Source organism: Candidatus Pantoea persica, from assembly GCF_013753875.1.
GTDB classification, from domain to species: domain Bacteria; phylum Pseudomonadota; class Gammaproteobacteria; order Enterobacterales; family Enterobacteriaceae; genus Pantoea; species Pantoea persica.
In genome coordinates, this window is the sequence record NZ_SMDS01000010.1 from 183,738 (window position 1) to 205,007 (window position 21,270).

Below are 21,270 nucleotides of genomic sequence, written 5' to 3' on the forward strand. Positions count from 1 at the left end.
AGCGCGATGAGTGATTTCTATTAGAATAACGTGATTACCAATTTCCACAATCTCACCGACCGCAGCGTCGAGTCGCTGGAAAAAGAGATGGTGCGCTTTGCGCGCAAACGCAAAATGGGGCTGATCCTGCCGTCGCTCTTCTCGGAACTAGAAGGGCCCGCGCTGGGCAATATCGTCGACGAACTGGCCAAAGTGCCCTACCTCGACGAGATCGTGATTGGGCTGGATCGCGCCGACCGCGACCAGTTTCTCTACGCGTGGGAGTTCTTTTCGCGCCTGCCGCAGCACCATCGTATTTTATGGAACGACGGACCGCCGACGCGGAGCTGGATAAAGAGGGACTCTGTCGGCCCGCTGCTGCGCTCGCTGCAGAAGGTCTACGGCCACTCTGACTATCTCGACTACCTCGCCAGCTTCCGCTATCTGCTGTCGGAGGAGTTCGCCATGCGCACCCACGTGCTGAACAACATCAAAATTCCCGGCGACTGAGGGCTGGAGATCGGCGTGCTGTCGAAAATCTTCCGCAACTACACCACGCGCCAGTCGTTCTAGGTGGAGATTGCCGACAACTACGATCACAAGCATCAGCCGCTGGCGGAAGATGATGGCACCGGCGGGCTGAAGCGCATGAGCAGCGATATCGTGCAGTCGATGCTGCGCAAGCTGGCGACGATGGGCATGCCGCTTACCAGCGACTTCTTCCGCGTGCTGAAGGCGACCTACTACCGCAACGCGCTGGATATGATGGAGATTTACAACCACAAGGCGGCGGTGGAGATGTTCACCCAGTCGATTCTGGAGGCGGGCCAGGCCTTCATGGAGTGGCCGACCAAGATCACTTGTTGCAGACGCAGATGGCGGATGGTTTCATCTACCTGGTTCGCCATTGACGCCACGTCGTAACCCGCGATGCCCGCCGCCTCGCCAAACCCCGGCATATCAACTACCACGCAGCGGAAGCCGCGATCGAGATAAGGCAGCGTGGCGCACCAGGTGCTGTGTGAACCGCCCAGATAGTGCATCAACACAAAGGTGGTGTCGCCCATTCCCTGTACGCTGTAAGGCAGCATATAACCTCCTAAATCAGGGTACTGTGAATATCGCCCAACTGCGCAATCACTGCTTCGCTATAGCCCGCCTGGCACAGCGGCGCGACCACCTCGCGCGCCACATCGGGCACTTAGCCGATCAGCAGCTCACCGGCGTCGTGCAGCATTGCCGCTTTCAGCGCGGCGGGCAGCAGCAGCGATTCGGTGCGCTTCCGCGTCACGCTGACGCCGTTCGCCTCGACCGTTAACAGATCGCCGATATTGGTCACAATGCGCGCGCTGCTGACGTGCAGACGCTGTAGCTGGCTAAAGCGCCAGCGCTCCAGCACGAAGTAAGGCCCGGTGCAGCAGAAAAGGCGCGTTAATCCCTCTGCTTCCAGCGCCAGTCCCGGCTGCGGCGTGCAGCGCAGCTCGGGCCGTAGCTCCGTCAGCAGCGCATCGATATTTTCTTCCTGTTCCTGTTCCTGTTCCTGTTCCTGCCGCGACAAAGGCGTGCCATCCTCCATGCGCCACGGCATCACGTGCTGCTGAATATTGGAGGTCTGCTCAATCTCATAGAAGCTATGCGGCATGCCGCCCGGCACGTAAAAGGTATCGCCCGCTTTCACCGGCACCCGGTGTATCACCGCATCGTATTCCTGCGCCAGCAGCGCCGCCTTGAGATGGGCGTGTCCACCCCGTCGCGCATGCCCAGCAGGCAGGTGGCGTCCGGCGCGGCCCACAGAATATGCCAGGCTTCGGTTTTGCCGTTCGGCTGCTGTTCCAGCCACTGCGCCAGCGCGTCGCTAGCGTGCAGATAGACCGGCAGCATGCCGCTGCCGTCGATAAACTTGCTCAGCAGCGGAAAATGGGGGGCGCGCCAGCCGGGCGCGACCATCTCGTCAGGGTAGCGTTCGGTCAGCTCACGCAGGCTGCTGCCCGCCAGCTCGCCGTTGGTCACCGTGGCGATCATGCCGTCGACGTCGCTGATTTCCCAGCTTTCCGCCTCCGGCCCATCGGGCAGACCCGCTTTTCCCAACTGCTCCCTGATGCGACGACTGCCAAAAACGTGGGTAGCGATCGGCGTCGTCAGCTTTAAAGGGTAGGCTTTAATCTCTCGCCCTGAAGCAGGTTTAAATCACCGCCACGCCGCCCGTCACGGCAATGGTCGCGCTGGAGACATAGCTGCTCTCGTCGCTGGCCAGCATCACATAGGACGGCGCCAGTTCGGCGGGCTGCCCCATGCGCTGCAGCGGCACCTGGTCGCCGAAGCTCTCGACCTGTTCCGGCGGCATGGTGGCCGGGATCATCGGCGTCCAGATAGGACCGGGCGCCACTGCATTGGAGCGAATGCCTTTCTCAGCCAGCAGCTTCGGTTTCGGCTGGTCGGCGTTGATTGAAGCGGTATTGATAATCGAGCCGCCGGCCAGTATATGCGGCACCGTCGCCTTGCAGATATAAAACATGGCGTAGAGGTTGGTTTTCATGGTGCGGTCGAACTCATCGTCGCCGATCTCCTCCAGCGCGCTGTGCGTCATCTGAAACGCCGCGTTATTCACCACGATGTCGATTTTGCCGAAGCGCTCGGCGGTCTACGCGACGATGCTGCGGCAGTGCGCCGCCTCGGTGATGGCGCTGAATCGTTATCAGCATGAGCTATAAGTGTAAGCAGCCATGTCAGAATCGCAAGGGCAATAGCTAAGCATAACGGTTTGATGGGTAAACAGTTTTAAGCCGCCACGGCCTTAAAAAGCCCGCGCAGCCGGGGCTGGGCCACGCCTGACGCCGCACTAAGCGCGTCGGCTAAAGCAGATCGTCCCAGGTGGTAATCAGCTTCGCCGGCAGTGGCAGCAGCGTTTCGTCCAGCTGCCAGCTCTCCCAGTCGCGAAAGGCGTCGAAGTTCAGTCCGGTGAGCGTCTCTAGCGCGCCTACCGTGACGCGGTACTCGTCGACATTGAGCTGCTGCGTGCCCTGCGCGCGCGGCAGCACGCGGCGCGGCTCATCCAGCAGCTCCGCTTAGCTCACCAGCAGCGCCGTGGCCTGCGGCTTGCCCGCCACGTTGACGCGCAGCACCACCTTCCAGAACATCAGCGGCACCCGCCAGTCGGCATACTGTCGCCACTGATCATCCAGCACCGGTCCGGTCAGCACGCTGATCTTACGCTTCAACGCCAGCACCCCCGACTCAAGGATATAGCGCTCCACGCCCTGCCAGTACTGCAGGCTCTGGTTAAAGCGGAAGTGCTGCGGCGAGCAGTTAGTGAAGTGGAAGGTGTCCTTGTTGGCGCACACCGCCTCAGCCGCCGTACCCCAGGTGGGATCGCTGCGGCGCGTCAGATGGCCGCGGTCGAACCAGCGGCTGTATTCGCTGTAGAAGGCCTGGCCAGTGACATAGAGGCTGTCGATGCGGCTGTCCTCATATCAGCGATCCCCCTCCTCCAGCAGCGATGGCTGGCCACTGCCGTGATCGATGGAAAGATAGCGCGCGCCCTCGATATTGGTGGCAGTAAAAAAGGCGAGCCGCCGCTCCGCGCTCATCAGCAGCGAAAAGTGCTGATAGTCGAGCCGCGCCTCCGCGCCCTGCCTGCCGTCGCGCAGTGGTGCCACCTCGGCGGCGCGCGGCGCGATAATGGCGGCGAGATCGATCGGCGCGCCGTCGAGGAAGTCGGGGCGGAAGCCGTCGCGGTTGCCGTAGTTGGTATCGGGCGCGGCGGCGCTAGCGACGGCCGTGGTCGCCGCCGCACTATAGGCGGTGAGCGCCTGCATCAGCCGCGCCTGCTGCGCGGCGGGCAGCTGCGGCACTTGCAAAAAGGCGATCGGCAGTAGATCGTTGCTGTCGCCGGCGATCACGCCCTGATGCAGATGCCGCTGAAAGGCGTAACGCTGCGCGCCTTGCGCCAGCACAGTGCGGGTCTGCGCGCGCTCGTTTCGTTGTCGCTCATTTGCTTCTCCATGAAAAAAGCCACGACGCCCTTTTAACGATAGCCGCTGCAGATGAACGATCGGCAAACTTACACCTCGGTCCAGCCGCGCAGCAGATTATGGTCGAGGTTGAGCAGCGACAGCACCTCTTCGCTCTCGCCGTGGCGCGCCTTCAGGCTTTGCAGGGTGCGGTCCAGCTCGAACAGCATGGCGCGCTGTTTATCGTCGCGCACCATCGACTGGATCCAGAGAAAGGTGGCGGTGCGCACGCCGCGCGTCACCGGCGTGACGCAGTACAGGCTGCTGGCGAGATAGAGCACCAGATCACCCGCCGCCAGCTTCACCTTATGCTGGCCGTAGGTATCGTTGATCACCAGCTCGCCGCCGTCGTAACTCTCTGGTTCGCTAAGAAACAGCGTGGCGGAGAGATCGGTACGCATCCAGCCGCTCTGGCCGTTGTTGCGCACCGCGCCGTCGATGTGAAAGCCGTAGGTTTCGCCCTGCTGGTAGCGGTTGAACAGCGGCGTAGAGATAGTGCGCGGCAGCGCGGCGGCAAAAAAGAGCGGATGGCTGTGCAGCGCCTTCAGCACCGCCGCCTGCAGCGCGTCGTAGAGCGGTGTGCGGGTGTCGATCTGCTGATTGTTTTTCACCTGCGTACCCTGGCTGCCCACGGTGACGCGGCCGTCGACCCAGCTGGCCTGGGCTAAATGCTGCTGAAACTGCGCGACCTTGTCGGGCGTCAGCACGCTGGAGATTTGGTACATCATGGTTCTGCTCTCGCTAAAAAAATGGGGCCTGCGCCTCACGCTTGTTTCTAGAAATGCACGTTCGCCGTAAACAGGAAGGTGCGCGGCTCGCCCGGATGATAGCGATAGCCGCTCTTGTTGATCGACGCCACATAGTGGGTATCGAACAGATTATAGACGTTAAGCTGCAGGTAGAGGTTGTTGTTGACCTTATAGCCCAGCTTAGCATCCGCCACCCAGTAGCCGTCGGTTGAGGATGGCGTGCCGACCACGCCGTCGCTGCCGCGATGCATGGCGCCGCCGCCAACGGAGAGGGCGTCGGTTGCCTGGTAGTTGCTCCAGAGCGTAAAGGTGTGCTCCGGCGTGTAGGGCAGATCCGCGCTGCCGTCCTGCGCTACCGCGCCGCCGTTGCGCACCGAGGCGTGCTGCAGCGTATAGCCGGCGATCACCTGCCAGTCCGGCGTAATATTGCCCATCATCGACAGCTCATAGCCCTCGACGCGCTTTTTACCATACTGCGAATAGGTACCGTCGTCGTTCTGCGCCACTTCATTTTCGACGTCGGTGCAGAACAGCGCGGCGTTAAGCAGCAGGCGCTTGTCGAGCACCTCCCACTTGGTGCCAATTTCGCTGGTTTCCGCCTTCTGCAGCTTGAAATCGGTGCGGTTGGCGTTGTTGCTGGTGCCGCTCTGCGCCAGGGTAAAGCTGCTGCCGCCCGGCGGCGGCTGCGAGATGGCGTAGTTGACGTAGAGGTTGCCGCTGTCGGTCAGATGGTTGAGCGCGCCCGCCTTCCAGTTCACCAGGTTGCCCGATTTCGCCGTATCCACGGTGGTGATCGGCGTGCCGCAGGCGGTGGCGCTGTCGTACTCGGTATGGTAGTTGTGGAGACGAATGCCGCCGTTCAGCTCAAAATCGCGGGTAATCTGCAGCGTATCAAAGGCGTAAATGCCGAAGGTATCGCTCTGCCTATTGGCGTTGGCGCCGTTGCGGTCCAGCCCGCCGACACAGAGATTGCTGACCGGGTGATAGATATTGACCGCGGGCGGCGTGATGGCGTTGACGCCGTAGTTGATCTGGTTCTCGCGCGTGAACTCCACGCCTGCGCTGAAATCATGATCCAACGAACCGGTGGCAAATTTGGTGGTGAGATTGATCTGGTTGGTCAGAATGCGATTGCTGACATCTTTGGTGTTCTCCAGACGCGCCCACTGCCAGCTGCCGACGTCCGCCGGGTTCGGCTGAATGATATTGCTTGCCCCGCCCATTACCACGGTCAGCAGGTAATCCTGCTTTACGCGCGACCAGCGCGTGGTGTTGCGGACATTGGTGCTGTCGTTGATGTCGTGCTCGAAGCGAATGGTTGCGCTGTCGGTAGTGGAGTCGTCGTAGTCGGAATCGGTGCCGTAGAAGTTATGGGGGTTAACCTTGCCGACGCCGTTGAGCGCGGCGGTCGCGGCGTTGGGGGCCGAGTAGTGCGGCAGGCCGATGGTGGGAACACTGCCGTCCGGCGTGTTGTACTGCTGCACGTGCAAGTAGTTCAGGGCGTCAAGGTCTCGAGGCCAAACGCCAGCGACGGCGCGAAGCCGTAACGCTCATTCTGCACCCTGTCACGCCCTTCTTCGTGGCTCTTTTCACCCATGAGGTTGAGGCGGGTCGGTGCCGGAAGGCCCTTTGATCACCTCGACCTGCTCGGTGTTGAAGGTATCGCGCGTCACGCTGCCGATGTCGCGCACCCCGTCGATATAGATACTGTTAGAGCTGTCGGCGCCGCGCATATAGACCGCGTCGCCCGTTGAGGAGCTGCCGTTTTCGCCGGCAAAGAACGCGCCGACGCCCGGCACGTTTTTCAGCGCATAGCTGAGGTTGGTCACGCCCTGGTCATGCATAACGGTTACCGTGCGCGTGGTGTCGACCAGCGGGCGCGTAAATTTCGGATCGGCGGAGTGGGACGGCGCGTAGAGCGACGACGTCTCGGCGTTGACCACCAGCGTCTCTCATCAGTCGCCGTGGCGTTCTCCGTCGCCAGCGCCGAGGCGGCGGGCGCGATGCCGAGGCACAGACCGGCGAACAAGGTTAATGAATTAAAAGTTGTAAAAGGCTGGTTGCGATTTTTATCCATTTTCAACGATACGCATCTTTTTTTATTGTTTTTCCTCTCCCCCCGCCACTGCGCGCGCATTGCACGGCGCCGACTTCACCTTCGGGATATGCATGAAATGATAAAAATAATGATTATCATTTATTTTCTTGTTTTTATCACGAAATCCTGTAAATAAGAATACGTTTCTTTACACTTTCGAGACGCTTCGATTACAAAGCAACGTTATGTAAAGAAAGCGTTTTTCCCGGGACGAAAAAAGCCCGCTGTGATGAAGCGGGCTCAGGTAGAGAAGAAGCAACAGACGCTATTTTTCAAGATAGCGCTCTATCGCAGGTAGGTATTCGAAGCCGTAGAGCTAGCTGACCGGGATCAGCAGCTCCGTTTCCAGGCTCGCTTCTGTTTCTGCATGCGCACGGCCTCCTCTCTCAAGGTAAGCGGCAAGCCGGTTTTTCCACTGCTGCAGTAAGGTTGTCATCAGGTCGCCCTTGCAAAGTCAGGGCTTCAGTAAAGCCTGTTTGCGCGGCGGACTGAAGCAACCCTTTCTGCGCGGCTCTGCGCGGCAATGCCGAAAAGCGCATAAGTCTTGCCCGCCGACGGCGCGGCGTTACGTCTGTTTCGCCGCCATCTTGCAGTAGTTATCCAGCCACTTGCCGCTGTTCAGCCGCCACCAGAAACAGACACCGCGCACTGCCCAGTCTAGGAACATGCCGAGCCAGACGCCGATAACGCCCATGTCGAGCACGATGCCCAGCAGATAGCCCACCACAACGCGCGCCCCCCACATGCTGAACATCGACACATACATGGTGTAGCGCGCGTCGCGCGCCCCCTTCAGCCCCGACGGCAGCACCCAGGAGGCGGCCCAGATCGGCATAAAGGCGGCGTTCAGCCAGATAAGGTGCTGCGTGACGCTAATCACGTCGGGATCGCGCGTGTAGAAGCGGGCCAGCACGCCGGAGAGTGGCACGGTAAGAAACGCCAGCGCGCAGAGGCAGAGGCTCGCCAGCCAGAAAACGTGGCGGATCTGGCGCTCCGCCTGATAGACCTGATTTCGCCCCAGCCGCGTGCCGGTAATAATGGTCGACGCCGATCCCAGCGCGTTGCCCGGTAGGTTAATCAGCGAGGCGATAGAGAAGGCGATAAAGTTGCCGGCGATGGCGTCGGTACCCATGCCCGCCACAAACACCTGCGTCAGCAGCTTGCCGCCGTTGAACAGTACCGACTCGATGCTGGCCGGTACGCCGATGCCCAGTACCTCCATCAGGATCTTGCGGTTCCAGCGGCGGAAATAGCTCGGCAGGCTGATCTTCAGCGAGGCGTTGAAGCCGATCATCAGCACGTAAATCACGCCAATCGCGCCGATATAGCGTGAGATGGTCAGCCCCAGCCCGGCGCCGATAAAGCCGAGCCCCTCCCAGGAAAAGGCACCGTAGATCAGCATGCTGCTAATGACGATATTGAGGATATTCATCCCGCCGTTAATCAGCATCGGGATTTTGGTATTGCCCGCCCCGCGCAGCGCGCCGCTGCCGATCAGGGCGATCGCCGCCGCCGGGTAGCTCCAGGCGGAGGTTTGCAGATAGCTCAGCGCCAGCTCCTTCACCTTCGGCTCGGCGCCGCCCGCGATCAGGTCGATGATCACCTGGCCCCAGAACTCGATCGCCAGCACCAGCACCAGCGAGAGCAGCGTCATCAGCGCTAGCGACTGCCGTGTGGTGGCGCGCGCGCGCTTGCTGTTGCGCTTCGCTAGGCTGAAGGCGACTACCACCGTGGTGAAGAGATCGATCGCGGCGAAAAAGGAGAGGATGATGATGTTAAAGCTGTCCGCCAGCCCCACACCCGCCATCGCCTCTTTGCCCAGCCAGCTCACCAGGAATGTGCTCAACACGCCCATCAGCATCACGCACAGGTTTTCGATAAAGATGGGCACCGCCAGTGGCGTGATCTCACGCCAGAACAGCGTGCGATAAAAGCGACGTTTGGGATACCACGCCGTGCGCTTTATCGCCTGCATCACTGCTACGCCAGGATTTTGCAAGGGAATAACCAAATTAGAACAGATTGGACAGGAGTTCTAATGATGAGTGCGCTTATCGGTTTATGCAAAGCGTTTCCTAAGCTTTTTTAATCATTATTACAATCTTTTACTGTCGTCCACCTCAGCGGCTGCCGAGCCCCCCAGATAGGCGCTGCGTACCTCTTCATTGTCGAGCAGTTCGCGGCCGCTGCCGCTGAGGCGGATCTCGCCGTTCGCCATCACGTAGCCGCGATCGGCCAGCGCCAGCGCGTGGTGGGCGTTCTGCACCACCAGAAAGATCGTCATGCCCTGCTGCGCCAGCTCGCGCAGGATGGCGAAAATCTGCTTCACCACAATCGGCGCCAGCCCGAGACTCGGCTCGTCCAGTAGCAGCAGCCGCGGCCGGCTCATCAGCGCACGGGCGATTGCCAGCATCTGCTGCTCGCCGCCGGGGAGGGTCATCGCCCGCTGCCGACGACGCTCCAGCAGGAGCAGGGAAGGTGCGCGCCAGCCCGGCGCGGTTCACTAGATGCGCGCCCCCAGCTGCGGCGGACGCAGCCAGTCCTGCGACTGAATTCTTTGCCCGAGAATCTGCATAACGTCAGTGCTGCGCGCCTGCGCGTTCAGCTGAATGCGCCCGCCGCTGGCGCGGTAAAAGCCGGTGAGGCAGTTGAACACGGTGGTTTTGCCCGCTCCGTTGGAGCCGATCAGCAACGTAACCGAGCCGCGCTGTACGCGCAGGCTGACGTCGTTGAGCGCTTTGATGCCGTCGAAGCGCATCATCAGGTGCTCCACCTCAAGAATTGCGTTACTCATGGCGAACTCCTTTGCGCGGCGCCACGCCAACACGGGTGGTGCGCACTAGCCCGCGCGGACCAGACTCACCATCAGCATGCCGAACAGCAGCACGCAGTATTCGGCGAAGCTGCGCAGCAACTCCAGGGCCACCGTCAGCACAAAGGCGGCGATCACCATGCCCAGCGTCGATTCCATGCCGCGCAGCACCACGATGGCGAGGATCAGCGCCGACTCTAAGAAGGTAAAGGAGGTCGGATTGACGAAGCCCTGGTCGCTGGCGAAAAACACGCCCGCGATGCCCGCCGTCGAAGCGCCGAGCAATAAAGGCCGACAGCTTGACCAGCACATGATTAAGCCCCATGGCGCGGCAGGCAATTTTATCTTCGCGCAGCGCCCACGCCCGCCCGATCGGCATGCGCGTCAGGCGATGCTTGATAAACAGCACCAGCACCACATAGATAAAGATAAACTTCATGTTGGGGTTGTAGTCGAGGTGGAAAAATTCATGGAACGGCGTGCCGCCCTCGCTCGCGCGGCGGCCAAACTCCAGCCCGAGAAAGGTGGGCGACGGCACGGAAACGCCGTTCGGTCCGCCGGTAAAGCTCAGCCAGTTGGTCAGCACCAGGCGAATAATCTCGCCGAAACCGAGCGTGACGATAGCCAGGTAGTCGCCGTGCATGCACAGCACCAGAAAGCCGAACAGCGCGCCGGCGAGGGCGGCCAGCGGCAGCATGCTCCAGAACCCTAGGCCGAGATACTGATAGCCGAGCGCCAGCCCGTAGGCGCCGATGGCGTAAAAGGGCACGTGACCCAGCTCCAGCAGCACGTAGATCAGGCCGAGGATCGCCACCGTCAGCAGATACTTGCTGGAAAGAAACGGAAAGGTCAGCGCCACCACCAGCAGCAGCGGCAGAATCCAGCGCAGCCGCGAGCGGTAGCCCGGCGCGCGCACGTAAACGCCGCCGTCCGCGCCTTCGACGCGCCACAGCAGCGCGCGCCCGCGAGAGACGAGAGACGAGAGAAGAGTGCAGAAACAAACTGAGCAGCAGCCGGCCCGCCATCACCGCCCGCCACTAGCCAGGCGACGCGCGCGGTCGTCAGGGTAAAGCTGTAGCCCTTCAGCACCACGCCCACCACCGGCCCAAACACCACACCAGCGCGATCAGCCCGGCCAGCAGCGTGTCGCGCAGCGCCTGACGTACATCGAGAGAGTCTTTCATCGCGGCGCCAGAGCAGGTCAGCGGAATGGTCAGGGCGGTGACGGTCACCGGCGCTGCCGTGGTGACATCTTTCCAGTCAATTTCCGCTATGCCAAAGGCCATCAACACCGCCACGAACAGCAGCTTCAGGGCCGTCGCGTAGACCGGCACGCTGCCGGCCAGCGGCGAGAAGAAAAGCGCCAGCAGGAACAGCAACGCCACCACAATCGCCGTCAGGCCGGTACGGCCGCCCGCGCTCACGCCGGCGGCGGACTCTACATAGCTGGTGGTGGTCGAGGTGCCGAGCAGCGACCCAAACAGCGCGGCGGCGCTGTCGGCCACCAGCGCGCGGCTCATTTTCGGGATATTGCCCTGCTCGTCCACCAGACCGACGCGTTTGGTCACGCCCAGCAGCGTGCCGGTATTGTCGAACACGTCAACAAACAGGAAGGCGAAAATCACGCTGACCAGACCGACGTTGAAGGCACCGGCGATATCGAGCGGCAGGAAGGTCGGCAAAATCGAGGGCGGCGCAGAGAAGACGCCGGTGAAAGGTCGATGACCATAGAGATAAAAGGTGATCAGCAGAATGCCGATCAACACCGCGCAGCCGAACGTTGTAGTCGGGCACCTTTTCCAGCAGCGTCAGCATTAGCTGCTTGCCCAGCCCGAGCCCCTGCTACTGACCGCGGACGATCACCAGTCCGATGGTGGCAGCGCGTTCGCCCCAGCGCCAGAGAATGGCACTGCCCAGCAGTTTGCCCTGCTCCTCAATCGCTACACCTTCGCCGAACTGCAGCGCCTGCTGCCAGTCTTCGCGGCAGTGCGGCCAGTTCAGCCGTTGCGTCATGGCGTAGCCGTGTTCATATCGTGGCTAATAAACAGCACCGACAGCCCCAGCTCGCGGCGCAGCTCGCCGATCAGATCCAGCACCACCGCCGCTACGGTATCGAGCGTCGAGGTGACTTCGTCGCACAGGATCAGATCCGGCTCCGCCGCCAGAGCACGCTGCGCGGCAGCTTTACCAAGTCGAGCAGCTGGTGCAGCCGCTGGGTCAGCGCCGCGCAGGCCGTGGAACAGCGTCAGCGGGCGCGACAGAATGCGCTCGACGCTGTGTGCCGGGTTGAGCGCGGTGTCCGCCATCTGAAACACATACTGAATGCGGCGCAGCTCGTTGTCAGGCCGCTTGTGCATATCGCCCGAAATATAGTGGCCGTTAAACAGCATATGGCCGTGACAGGAGGGGTTGGGGCCGGCGATGGCGTGCGCCAGTATGGTTTTGCCGGAGCCTGATTCGCCGATAATGCCGATAGCCTGCCCCTTCCACTGCCGCAGGTTGATATCTTCCAGGATGCGGATCTGAGGATCACCGCGCCGATCAGCGTGCCGGTGATGCGTCCGACGCCGCCCATCAGGCTGCTGCCGCCGCGATGGCGTCCAGCTCGTAGGACATGCCCATGCTCGACTGGCCGCGGCTAACGCACGCCAAGCCAAAGAGCGCCCCCGCGATAGTATAGACGATCACCAGGTATTTATTGACGTTGATGCCGGACACCTTCGCCGAGGTCATATTGCCGCCGATGGCATAGACATACTTGCCGTAACGCGTATGTTTTAGGGCGATATGGAACACCAGCGCCACCACCAGAAAGATAATCACCGGCATCGCGCCCTGCCCGATGGCGGTAAAGCCTTCGGAGAGAAAGCTGATGGGGTTGCCTTGGGTGTAATACTGCGCCAGGCCGCGTGCCGACCACCGCGGTCAGCGCGATCACCGAGCCGGAGGAGAGATCGATACCGGTGGTGATGATCACCTGCGTCACCCCAACGGCGATAACCCCAATAATCGCCACCTGCAGCACAATCAGGATCAAACGGTCGGCGTTCATCAGAAACGACTGGTCGCGCACATACCAGCCCGCCCCTTCGAAGATCAGCGCAATGCCGACCATCACGATAAAGATACGGTATCTTTTGGCTGCTTATGCCGCAGGCTAGCAAAGAATGACGACTGTTCAGGTGCCGCCGCTCAGGTTATTGATGATCTGATCCATGGTGGGCGTTTTGATATTCAGGCGACGGATCTGCTCCATGCAGTCCTGCGCCATTTTCACATGGCTGACGAAGCAGCTTTTGCTGCTGTACTCCGGCATATTGACGATGCTCATGTTCTCCAGCACCGACAGCACCAGAAACAGTCTCGATTTTTTGCGGTCTTCGGTTAAAAAGGCCATGCCCTTCTCAATCACCGTCGAGGGTAAGTCGATCTTCACCGGCACGCCGGCAATCAGCATCTCGCCGCTGTCGATGCTTTCCATGACCTCGCTGCGTCCGGAGCCCACTAGCCCGGCCACGCCGAGGGTCTCGCCGCGCCGCAGGCTGAAGCTGACATCATGGAAGCGATCTTTGCTGGTCAGGTTGCGTACCATCAGCACCTCTTCCCCGATGGCGTTATTGAACTTGGGAAAAAGCTGCGTAAGCTCGCGCCCGACCATCTGGGTAATCAGCGACTGGAGGGTAAACTGCGCGGTGTGGTTGCTGGCGACCCAGCTGCCGTCGCGGAAGATGCTGATTTCATCGGTGATAGCGAAGATCTCATCCATTTTGTGGCTGATATAGATAATCGCTTTGCCCTGCGCGCGCAGGTCGCGAATGATGGTGAACAGATGAGCCACTTCGCTTTCGGTAAGCGCCGAGGTCGGCTCGTCCATGATGACGATATCGGCATTCCAGGAGACCGCCTTGGCGATCTCCACAATCTGCTGCGCGGCAATGCTTAAATCGCCCACCAGCCGGTCCGATTTCTGGCGGATATTGAGCTGGTTAAGCAGCGTCTGGGTCTGCTGGTTAAGCTTGCCGTGATCGACAAAGCCATATTTCATCGGTTCGCGCCCCAGCCAGATATTCTCGGCCACGGTCATATAGGGCACCAAGTTAAGCTCCTGATGGATCATGGAAATGCCGGAACGCAACGCGTCCAGGGTGTCCTGAAACTGCACCGGCTCCCCTTTAATGCGGATGGAGCCCCGATCGGGACGATACATCCCGATCAGGCAATTCATTAAAGTGGATTTGCCCGCGCCATTTTCGCCCATTAAGGAATGTACCGATCCCGGACGCACCCGCAGCGACACGTTATCGCGTGCCTTCACACCAGGAAAGAACTTGCTGATGCCTTCGGCTTCAAGCGCAAAAGCGGTCATACATAACCTCCGTACGGCTGAGTCGGGATCGGTTATTTCTGGTTACGGTTGACGAACTGCTGCATATTCTCTTTGGTGATCAGCGAGTAAGGGATGTCGATCACCTTCTGTACTTTTTAGCCCTTCGCCAGTTTTACCGCCGCCTGCACCGCGCCTTCCCCCTGTCCTTTCGCATCCTGGAACACTGTGGCGACGATTTTGCCTTTCTTTAGCATTTGCAGCGCATCCAGCATGCCTTCAACGCCGGCAATCAAGATATTGTTAGGATTTTTGCCCAGCGCCTGCAGGGCGCCGATGGCCATTTCATCGTTGTTGGAGGCGATAGCCTGGATATCGTCGCCTGCGGTCATCCAGTTGCTGACCACATCCACCGCATCGTTGCGCATAAATTTGCGCCGTCTGCTTCTGCACCACTTTGATACCGGGGTATTTGGCGACAACTGCCTCGACGCCTTTGGTGCGATCGCGCGTCGATTCGTTGGCGATATCGCCCATCAGAATGGCGACTTTGCCCTTGCCGTTCATCGCTTTCGCCAGCGCTTCCATATGCAGGCGGCCCACCAGCTCGGAATCTGAGCCAACGTAGGCCATTTTGTCGGTGAGTTCCGCCTGAGGACGACGGTTAAAGAAGATCAGCGGGATGCCCGCTTTGGTGGCCTGATCCATGATTGGCTTGACAGCGTTGGTGTCGACCGGATTGACTATAATGGCGTCAACGCCCTGGCCGATAAAGTTCTGCACCTGCTGCTGCAGCTGCGACACGTCGCCTTTGGCATCCTCTATCTGCCCCAGCACACCCTCTTTTTACATCTCTTTCTGTATGGCGGTGCGCAGAATCGTAAGGAAGTTGTCGTCGAACAGCGCCATTGAGACACCGACAGAGAGAGCTTTCGCCATCGCGGCGGCGGGCAACATGCAGGCTAACAGCGTGATAGCGAGCGTTTTTTTAATGTTTATTAATAACCCTTATTGTTGTTAACTTGCCGACACCGCTAATACCGTGAATGAAAAATATTTTTTACATTCACTCAACGTTGTGGCAGTTGAAGGTCTGATGTCAGAGGTAAGGCTCGGACATTTATCTTTTTTTGTGATCAACCCCTCATTTTACAGTCGTCTGTTTCCAAAGGCTTTATTTTAATAATCACGTTCCAGTTTCCGCGATTAATTACGGCCGTGACTATAATCAATTTATTTTTCTATTAATTCTTACTTTTGAATAATTTTATTATAAAAGCAACTGAAACAGTTGTTTTGATCTCGGCAAATAACAAAAATTTGACTTGCATCTAACATCTGCCGGGAAATGCCTTTAAAGTGAGGTCCTGTCGGCAGTTTGAAATCTCGCCGTTTTTGTTGAAAAAGCGCCAATCCGCTGCTTTTGCTAGCATTCAGACGGGAAAAGTGAAATCGTGCTTTGACAAGCCAGAACGGCGTCGCTAATATTCGCCCCGTTCCAACGATTCCTCTGTAGTTCAGTCGGTAGAACGGCGGACTGTTAATCCGTATGTCACTGGTTCGAGTCCAGTCAGAGGAGCCAGATTTAAAAAGGCCGCTCAGGTTTCCCTAAGTGGGCTTTTGGTTTTTTTGCAGCCTGTTTGACGCATCCGTTTAACTGAAAGCCTTCATCTCTTTTCCTTGCCACGGTATAGTCCTTCCGAAGTTAAATTAACTCATGGAAGAGGATGCAGTGACGACCATTTTTATCAATGGCGAAGATCGCACAAAGCAAATTAAAGAGTGGAAACTTAGCCGCAATAACACGTTGCAAGAAATCGAGCTTATTTGGGGCAAACAGCGCTTTCCATGGCATCTTTGCAGTATTTACCCCATTGAAGGGCTTTCTGGCAGGCTATTGATTAAAAATGGGAAGTCTGAAGTTCAGCCCATTAAACGCGCTCAAAGCGTCGGCAATAAATACCTGCTGGTGACCTACGAAAATGGCCAATGTTATCTCGTTCTCGCTAAAAAACGCGCGGGTGGTCGAAGCCGCTGATTTCAAACAGAGCAGCCTCTACGCCTACTTTTTGCAAAATGCCGAAGCGCGCATCGCATGTGCAGACGAAGATAAGCGCGTTATAACCGAGAATATGCGGGATCGATTACACAGTCTGCCAGCCGTACCGACCTCTGCCCTCAACGCCTATTTAAATCGCAGCAACGTTGCACGCCAGCCGCCTGAGCATTTGATTTATCCTTTCGGCCTGAATCTGAGCCAGATTCAGGCCGTGGAGCAAGCGTTTTCTTCCCAGATTTCCATTATTGAAGGCCCGCCAGGCACTGGCAAAACTCAGACCATCCTGAACATCATTGCTAACGTTTTGTTGCAGAATAAGCGGGTCGCCATCGCAGAGAAGGTGTCTCCAGTCGGCATCGGCATTGCAGTAGAAAAGCTCAAAACAACGCTTGAACTCCAGTATGCCAAGGCCCGCTTTCTTGCGGAAATCAACAACTGGAAACAGAAGCAAGCTATCTGGATCGCTGGATGCAGACTCAGTCTATTGAAGAGGATTGGCTGGTAGAAAAATATCGCTTCACACCTCAAAAAATTACCCGCCTGATGGCATTGATTCAGACATGCTCGCGTGACCGCCTGAGACTTGGCGATCGCCTTCAGCTGGCTTTCCACTTCGGCATTATTGACTCTCGCGCTTTCACTACTCGCAAACAGCGACAACAGCGATTTTACCGACTTCAGCTCTACTACTATCTATCAGCTGCGGCTTGAAACTGTTAGGCAGGGGCTGGCGGAGACAGCCTTGCAGCTTGAACAAGTCGAAGTGGAAACATTGGTTAAAAATCTCGCGCAAGATTCTTTTACATGCCTGAAGGTGCATCTTGCTTTCAGGATCAAGGATAATGAAACGTTCAGTGAAGAGAATTATCGTCGCAGACTCGACGCATTTTTCGATCGCTACCCCATAATTGGTAGCACTACCCATTCACTCATTTCGCCTGTTGGCTCTAAGACCCAACTTAACTATGTTATTGTGGATGAGGCATCGCAGCAGGATATATTACCAGGCATATTTGCGTTCGCCTGCGCTCGCAACGTTATCGTGGTTGGCGGTCGAAAACAGCTGACTCACGTACCTGTGAATATACCCCAACCTGCGGACTGTCAGCGCTACGGCCTGCTGGACTCCCTGCTTCACCTGTACGGCGAGCAGGTTCCAGTAACCTTACTTAGGGAACATTACCGCTGTCATCCTAAAATCATTCAGTCGTGTGCTGTGATACCATGCAGTTTTGATCTTCTTTGTTGCTGAGCGCTATGTCGGACACTATCCCAAAAAGAAAAAATGACCCGGAAGGGCTAAAAAAACGCATTCTCGCTGGCGCGCTGACGACCTTTGCCGAGTTCGGCATGCAGGGCGCGCGCCTCGAGCAGATCGCCGAAAATGCTCAGACCACCAAACGCATGGTGATTTACCATTTCGGCACCAAGGAGAAGCTATATATCGAGGTGCTGGAGCAGGTCTATCAGGCGATTCGCCAGCATGAGACCGGCCTGAACCTGAGGGCGATGGAGCCGGAGCTGGCGATGAGCAAGCTAATGGAAGCGAGCTTCGACTATCACGTCACTCATCCCGACTTTATGCGGCTGGTCTGCACGGAGAACCTGCTGCGCGGCCGCTATATCACCCAGTCGCCGCGCATCAAGGCGCTAAACCGCAGCGTGCTGGACGTGCTGGACGATATCTTGACGCGCGGCCAGCAGCAGGGCCTGTTTATCAGTGAAATCGAAACCATCGACGTCCATCGCCTGATTAGCAGTATTTGCGTGCACCACCTCTCCAACCGCTACACCTTTAACGCACCGTTCAGTCCGGACAACAGCGAAGAGGAGAGTATTCGCCGTAACCGGCAGCTGGCAGTGACGGCAACGCTGTGCTACATCCGTAAAACCGTTTAAGGGAAGCGACAACACTGCGATGGGCTACGCTTATCTGACGAACTTTTACAGTTCTCAACACAGGAATGCAGTCGTGAGCAGAGATGTCGAACGTTATCCCCTTCGCCATACCACCCTGAGCACCCAGGACGAGTCGCTTTGGAACTGGGCACAAAACGCCCGCGTCGGCAGCCGCCGGCAGCTGGTGCGCGCGACCCAGGGCCACGTGCGCGTGGTGGGCAGCCGACTGTCACCAAGCCGTATGCTGGACGTGGAAGAAGATGACGTGCTGGTAGATATCAGCGCCCTCTCCGACGTGCTGGCGCAGGATGCGCAGAGCGTGACCGTGGCGGCGGGGCCCCCCCTTTAACGATATCTATATCCAGCTGACGGCGATGGATCGCATGCTGACCGCCTCGCCCGGCATGATTGCGGTGCAGAAACTGGCGGGCGCGATGGCAACCGGCACCCACGGCCAGGGGCTGCGTCAAAGCTCGCTAGCGGATGAGGCGCTGCGCATTCGCATGGTGCTGGCCGACGGTTCCGTGCGCGAGTTCACGCGCGGCGAGCCGGACTTTCCCCCGCCGCGCCCGCCGCGCAGGTGTCTCTGGGCGCGCTCGGTATCGTCATCGCCGTCACGCTGCGCACCTAGCCCTTCTGTATCTACACCTGCCATAAAAATGCCGTCACGGCGGATAACCTTGAGCAGGATCTGCTGCGCTGGAACAATTGAGTTCGCGCTGAGCAAGGCCTGGTGGTTCGTCGACGACAACCTGATGCACGTCTGGAGCGCTCATGAAGCAAGCGTCGAGGAAAGCGCTGAATGATGCCGTGCCCGGCGGAGACGCAGAAGCTGGCGTAGTCGGGGTGCGCCGGTCCGGTGAGGATGGTTTTGAAGCCCTGACGCCCCGCCGGATCTTCATACAGGTAGAGCGCCAGCTCCGCCATGCGGGTATAGCGCAACGTTCCTTTGGTGCCGGTGACCACGATAGGTGAGGTCTCAATCACGCCGTGCGCGCCGTTCTGAAAGCGCAGCAGCTCGCTGGCCTGATCCTCATTCTCCACCGGCGGCTGGGGTCCTGGGCGTCGGGACGGGTTTTGATTACCGTCATCATATCGCCGCTTGACCTTCTCGATATCGCCCACCAGATAGTGCGCCATATTGACGATATGCGCCGCCAGATCGCCCAGCGCACCGAGACCCGCCAGCGCCTTCGGCAGTACCAGCCGCGCGGCGTCTCCGGCTTCGCCAGATAGTCCTCGTTGTGGGTGCTGTAGAAGTGCACCACCTCGCCGATTTCACCGCGCGCAATAGTCTCTTTCGCCAGCTGGCTGGTGGGATTTTTCATGTAGTTGAAGCCTACCAGGGGTTTCACGCCCGCGCGCTGTGCTCACCATCTCTTCGGCATCGGCCACCGTCAGCGGCTTTTCCGAATAAGCATGTTTGCCGTGGCGAATCGCCTCCAGCGCCATCTCCTTGTGCAGAAAGTTGGGCGCACAGATATCCACCGCGTCGATGGCGGGAGCGCACACCAGCTCGCGCCAGTCGCCGGTGTAACGACTGAACCCAAAGGCAGCCGCCTGCTTCGCCGCCAGAGCCGGGTTCACCGTTCACCTCCGCCAGCATTTCCCGCACGATTTCGCCCTTCAGCGCGAATACCGTCGGCGCCTGCGCATAAGCGATAGCGTGGCAGCGCCCGATATAGCCGCTGCCGATCATGCCGATTCTGACTTTATTAATCATCTGCCCCTTAGTTTCATCTGGTGAGTAATGCGGAATATACGCTCCACCTGTTGTGCAGGCAAACGCCAGAGACAAGAAGTGTGAGCGGCGCCAGAATGTTGGCGAGAGTGGAAGCACTGCGGGTGAAATACCGCCTTAATCACTGAGGGGTTAAAAGGCTTTTTTATTTCATAAATTAAGGAGGAAGCAAGGAAGTTGTATTTCATCACCTGGCTTGCGCTCATGCCGCCCGTGCCCGTCGCCCTGACGTTTATTTCAGCAGTTGAACAGATTTGTGAAAAACGGCTTTGACAAGGCCGGTGCAGGTCGATAATGTAGCTCTGCTACAACGATTCCTCTGTAGTTCAGTCGGTAGAACGGCGGACTGTTAATCCGTATGTCACTGGTTCGAGTCCAGTCAGAGGAGCCATATTTAAGAAGCCCGCTCAGGGAAACCTGAGCAGGCTTTTTGCTTTCTCGCCGCGCGGGCGGTGCGCTACTGTTGCTGTTTCAGCGCACGGATCCCCGGCACCAGGCTGGCCGCCGCCGCGCAGCTCAGCAGCACCGCGCGGGTGCTGAACTGCATCGCCAGCGGCCCGGTGGCCAGCTCGCCTAGCGGAATGGTAATAAAGGACCCAATCTCGTCGTAAGCGTAAACGCGCGCCAGCCGACTCGCGTGGAATATGGGTCTGCAGCGCCTGCGCCCACACCACGCCGAACTGACAAAATCCCATGCCCGCCACGCAAAAGGCGCCCATCAGCCGGCAGGCAGGCAGGCGCGCCGCTCGCCAGCAGCAACATGGGAGAGAAAAACGCAGAGCGCCACCAGCTTCACGCTGGTCAGCATCGGCCGCTGCGGACGCCATCGCAGGGCGATGCCGGAACCGATAATCAGCCCGACGCTTTGCGCCGCGATCATCATGCCCCAGCGGGCGAGGCCAAACGCGCCGTCGGCAATCACCGGGCCGAGCACCATCACCATACCGGTAAAGGCAGCGTTGACCTCGGCGAACTGCGCCACCACCGCCCAGACTCAGCTGCGGACGGTAAACTCCTGCCAGCCGTAGCGCAGCGCCTGCCAGAACGAATAGCCTGTTTCTCCCTGCGGCATGCCGGTGCGCACCGCATAGTAGAGCGGCGCGGCCAGCGCGAAGCCCAGCGTGTCTACCGCTAGCCCCCAGCCTGCGCCTACCGTGCTGATCAGCAGGCCGCCCAGCGACGCGCCGATAATGGTTCCGGCGTAGACGCTCGACTGGATAAAGGCGTTCGCCTGGCGCAGCCGCTGCGTCGGCACGGTTTGCGGCACCAGCCAGGGGCGACGCAACTCTGGGTGACGGCGGCGATGGCGGAGGCGAGCAGCAGCACCCGATTGCGCGAGTAGCGATCGGCGAGCACGCCGCCAAACAGCAGAAAGATGACGTAAAACAGCGAGCGGGCGGCGACCACTATGCCAAGATCGGTGGCGGAGCCGCCCATATCGAGCACGGCGAAGGCGAGCGCCACCGGATCGATGCTGTTGCCCAGCACCGTGAGCGTGCGGGCGAAGAAGAGACAGCGAAACGGCGCGTAGTGAAACGCATGGCGCAGCACACGAGCGTTCACAGGCGTCTCTCCCGGCGCTTCGCGCTGTACGGCGCG

Annotated in this window: 15 protein-coding genes, 2 tRNA genes and 13 pseudogenes; 9 read left to right on the forward strand and 21 right to left on the reverse strand. The window is 59.0% G+C overall.

The window, feature by feature from the left end:
• Positions 1-30: 30 nt before the first annotated feature.
• Positions 31-828 (forward strand): annotated as a pseudogene (locus EIO60_RS03090) (hypothetical protein); the annotation flags it as partial.
• Here the strand turns inward: EIO60_RS03090 and EIO60_RS16460 are convergent.
• The 9 genes and pseudogenes from EIO60_RS16460 to EIO60_RS03130 form a co-directional block, all read right to left on the reverse strand.
• Positions 753-1,070, reverse strand: coding sequence for an alpha/beta fold hydrolase (locus tag EIO60_RS16460; protein WP_374058109.1), 318 nt, complete (start codon positions 1,068-1,070; stop codon positions 753-755). The pseudogene EIO60_RS03090 and the gene EIO60_RS16460 sit on opposite strands and share 76 nt — an antisense overlap.
• A 110-nt stretch (positions 1,071-1,180) precedes the next feature.
• A complete protein-coding gene (locus tag EIO60_RS03095) occupies positions 1,181-1,675 on the reverse strand; it encodes a hypothetical protein (RefSeq protein ID WP_258575884.1) in 495 nt (164 codons plus the stop codon).
• Positions 1,672-2,067: a cupin domain-containing protein gene (locus tag EIO60_RS03100; protein ID WP_258575885.1), complete on the reverse strand. Its 396-nt coding sequence runs from the start codon at positions 2,065-2,067 to the stop codon at positions 1,672-1,674. Before EIO60_RS03100 ends, EIO60_RS03095 begins: the two co-directional genes overlap by 4 nt.
• Positions 2,068-2,161: 94 nt before the next feature.
• Positions 2,162-2,590: an SDR family oxidoreductase gene (locus tag EIO60_RS03105; protein ID WP_258575886.1), complete on the reverse strand. Its 429-nt coding sequence runs from the start codon at positions 2,588-2,590 to the stop codon at positions 2,162-2,164.
• 241 nt (positions 2,591-2,831) lie between these two features.
• Positions 2,832-3,017 (reverse strand): hypothetical protein, encoded by a 186-nt coding sequence (locus tag EIO60_RS03110; protein ID WP_258575887.1) that lies wholly within the window; start codon positions 3,015-3,017, stop codon positions 2,832-2,834.
• Positions 3,018-3,044: 27 nt separating this feature from the next.
• Entirely contained in the window at positions 3,045-3,434 is a 390-nt protein-coding gene (locus EIO60_RS03115; protein WP_258576049.1) for a DNA/RNA non-specific endonuclease, read from the reverse strand.
• Positions 3,435-3,449: 15 nt separating this feature from the next.
• Complete coding sequence (locus EIO60_RS03120; protein ID WP_258575888.1) at positions 3,450-3,932, reverse strand: hypothetical protein; 483 nt, start codon at positions 3,930-3,932, stop codon at positions 3,450-3,452.
• A 107-nt stretch (positions 3,933-4,039) separates the two neighbouring features.
• On the reverse strand, positions 4,040-4,717 hold the full coding sequence (gene ybiX / locus EIO60_RS03125; RefSeq protein ID WP_258575889.1) for a PKHD-type hydroxylase YbiX: 678 nt from the start codon (positions 4,715-4,717) through the stop codon (positions 4,040-4,042).
• Between the two features lie 47 nt (positions 4,718-4,764).
• Positions 4,765-6,815: pseudogene (locus EIO60_RS03130) on the reverse strand (catecholate siderophore receptor Fiu).
• On the opposite strand from EIO60_RS03130, the gene EIO60_RS03135 reads away from it, so the two are divergent.
• Entirely contained in the window at positions 6,703-6,972 is a 270-nt protein-coding gene (locus EIO60_RS03135; RefSeq protein WP_258576072.1) for a hypothetical protein, read from the forward strand. The pseudogene EIO60_RS03130 and the gene EIO60_RS03135 overlap by 113 nt on opposite strands.
• Before the next feature lie 429 nt (positions 6,973-7,401).
• Here the strand turns inward: EIO60_RS03135 and EIO60_RS03140 are convergent, their stop codons facing one another.
• The 9 genes and pseudogenes from EIO60_RS03140 to EIO60_RS03180 form a co-directional block, all read right to left on the reverse strand.
• Positions 7,402-8,811: an EmmdR/YeeO family multidrug/toxin efflux MATE transporter gene (locus EIO60_RS03140; protein ID WP_258576050.1), complete on the reverse strand. Its 1,410-nt coding sequence runs from the start codon at positions 8,809-8,811 to the stop codon at positions 7,402-7,404.
• Positions 8,812-8,931: 120 nt separating this feature from the next.
• A pseudogene (locus EIO60_RS03145) lies at positions 8,932-9,630 on the reverse strand (ABC transporter ATP-binding protein).
• Positions 9,623-10,832, reverse strand: a pseudogene (locus EIO60_RS03150) (ABC transporter permease subunit). Before EIO60_RS03150 ends, EIO60_RS03145 begins: the two co-directional pseudogenes overlap by 8 nt.
• A gap of 9 nt (positions 10,833-10,841) precedes the next feature.
• Positions 10,842-11,417, reverse strand: a pseudogene (locus EIO60_RS03155) (solute carrier family 23 protein); the annotation flags it as partial.
• A pseudogene (locus EIO60_RS03160) lies at positions 11,407-11,661 on the reverse strand (GNAT family N-acetyltransferase); the annotation flags it as partial. The pseudogenes EIO60_RS03155 and EIO60_RS03160, both read right to left, overlap by 11 nt.
• Positions 11,662-11,672: 11 nt before the next feature.
• Positions 11,673-12,182, reverse strand: a pseudogene (locus EIO60_RS03165) (ATP-binding cassette domain-containing protein); the annotation flags it as partial.
• A pseudogene (locus EIO60_RS03170) lies at positions 12,173-12,804 on the reverse strand (ABC transporter permease); the annotation flags it as partial. The pseudogenes EIO60_RS03165 and EIO60_RS03170, both read right to left, overlap by 10 nt.
• Before the next feature lie 28 nt (positions 12,805-12,832).
• Positions 12,833-14,014, reverse strand: a pseudogene (locus tag EIO60_RS03175) (sugar ABC transporter ATP-binding protein); the annotation flags it as partial.
• A 32-nt stretch (positions 14,015-14,046) separates the two neighbouring features.
• Positions 14,047-14,971 (reverse strand): annotated as a pseudogene (locus tag EIO60_RS03180) (substrate-binding domain-containing protein).
• A 507-nt stretch (positions 14,972-15,478) separates the two neighbouring features.
• Between EIO60_RS03180 and EIO60_RS03185 the strand changes: the two are divergent.
• The 6 genes and pseudogenes from EIO60_RS03185 to EIO60_RS03210 all read left to right on the forward strand — a co-directional run.
• A tRNA-Asn gene (locus tag EIO60_RS03185) sits at positions 15,479-15,554 on the forward strand.
• A gap of 150 nt (positions 15,555-15,704) precedes the next feature.
• Positions 15,705-16,010, forward strand: a complete 306-nt coding sequence (locus EIO60_RS03190; protein ID WP_258575890.1) for a hypothetical protein — start codon at positions 15,705-15,707, stop codon at positions 16,008-16,010.
• Positions 15,955-16,536, forward strand: a complete 582-nt coding sequence (locus EIO60_RS03195) for an AAA domain-containing protein (RefSeq protein WP_258575891.1) — start codon at positions 15,955-15,957, stop codon at positions 16,534-16,536. The genes EIO60_RS03190 and EIO60_RS03195 overlap by 56 nt, the downstream gene beginning before the upstream one ends.
• A 78-nt stretch (positions 16,537-16,614) precedes the next feature.
• The gene (locus EIO60_RS03200; RefSeq protein ID WP_258575892.1) at positions 16,615-17,283 is read left to right on the forward strand and encodes a hypothetical protein; all 669 of its coding nucleotides are present in this window, start codon (positions 16,615-16,617) and stop codon (positions 17,281-17,283) included.
• 5 nt (positions 17,284-17,288) lie between these two features.
• A complete protein-coding gene (locus EIO60_RS03205; RefSeq protein ID WP_258575893.1) occupies positions 17,289-17,930 on the forward strand; it encodes a TetR/AcrR family transcriptional regulator in 642 nt (213 codons plus the stop codon).
• Positions 17,931-18,003: 73 nt separating this feature from the next.
• A pseudogene (locus tag EIO60_RS03210) lies at positions 18,004-18,724 on the forward strand (FAD-binding protein); the annotation flags it as partial.
• 202 nt (positions 18,725-18,926) lie between these two features.
• On the opposite strand, the pseudogene EIO60_RS16465 reads toward EIO60_RS03210, so the two are convergent.
• A pseudogene (locus EIO60_RS16465) lies at positions 18,927-19,070 on the reverse strand (Gfo/Idh/MocA family protein); the annotation flags it as partial.
• Positions 19,071-19,208: 138 nt separating this feature from the next.
• On the reverse strand, positions 19,209-19,517 hold the full coding sequence (locus tag EIO60_RS16470; protein ID WP_374058110.1) for a Gfo/Idh/MocA family protein: 309 nt from the start codon (positions 19,515-19,517) through the stop codon (positions 19,209-19,211).
• 469 nt (positions 19,518-19,986) lie between these two features.
• On the opposite strand from EIO60_RS16470, the gene EIO60_RS03220 reads away from it, so the two are divergent.
• A tRNA-Asn gene (locus EIO60_RS03220) sits at positions 19,987-20,062 on the forward strand.
• 66 nt (positions 20,063-20,128) lie between these two features.
• On the opposite strand, the pseudogene EIO60_RS03225 reads toward EIO60_RS03220, so the two are convergent.
• Positions 20,129-21,159, reverse strand: a pseudogene (locus EIO60_RS03225) (MFS transporter).
• Positions 21,160-21,270: the final 111 nt, after the last annotated feature.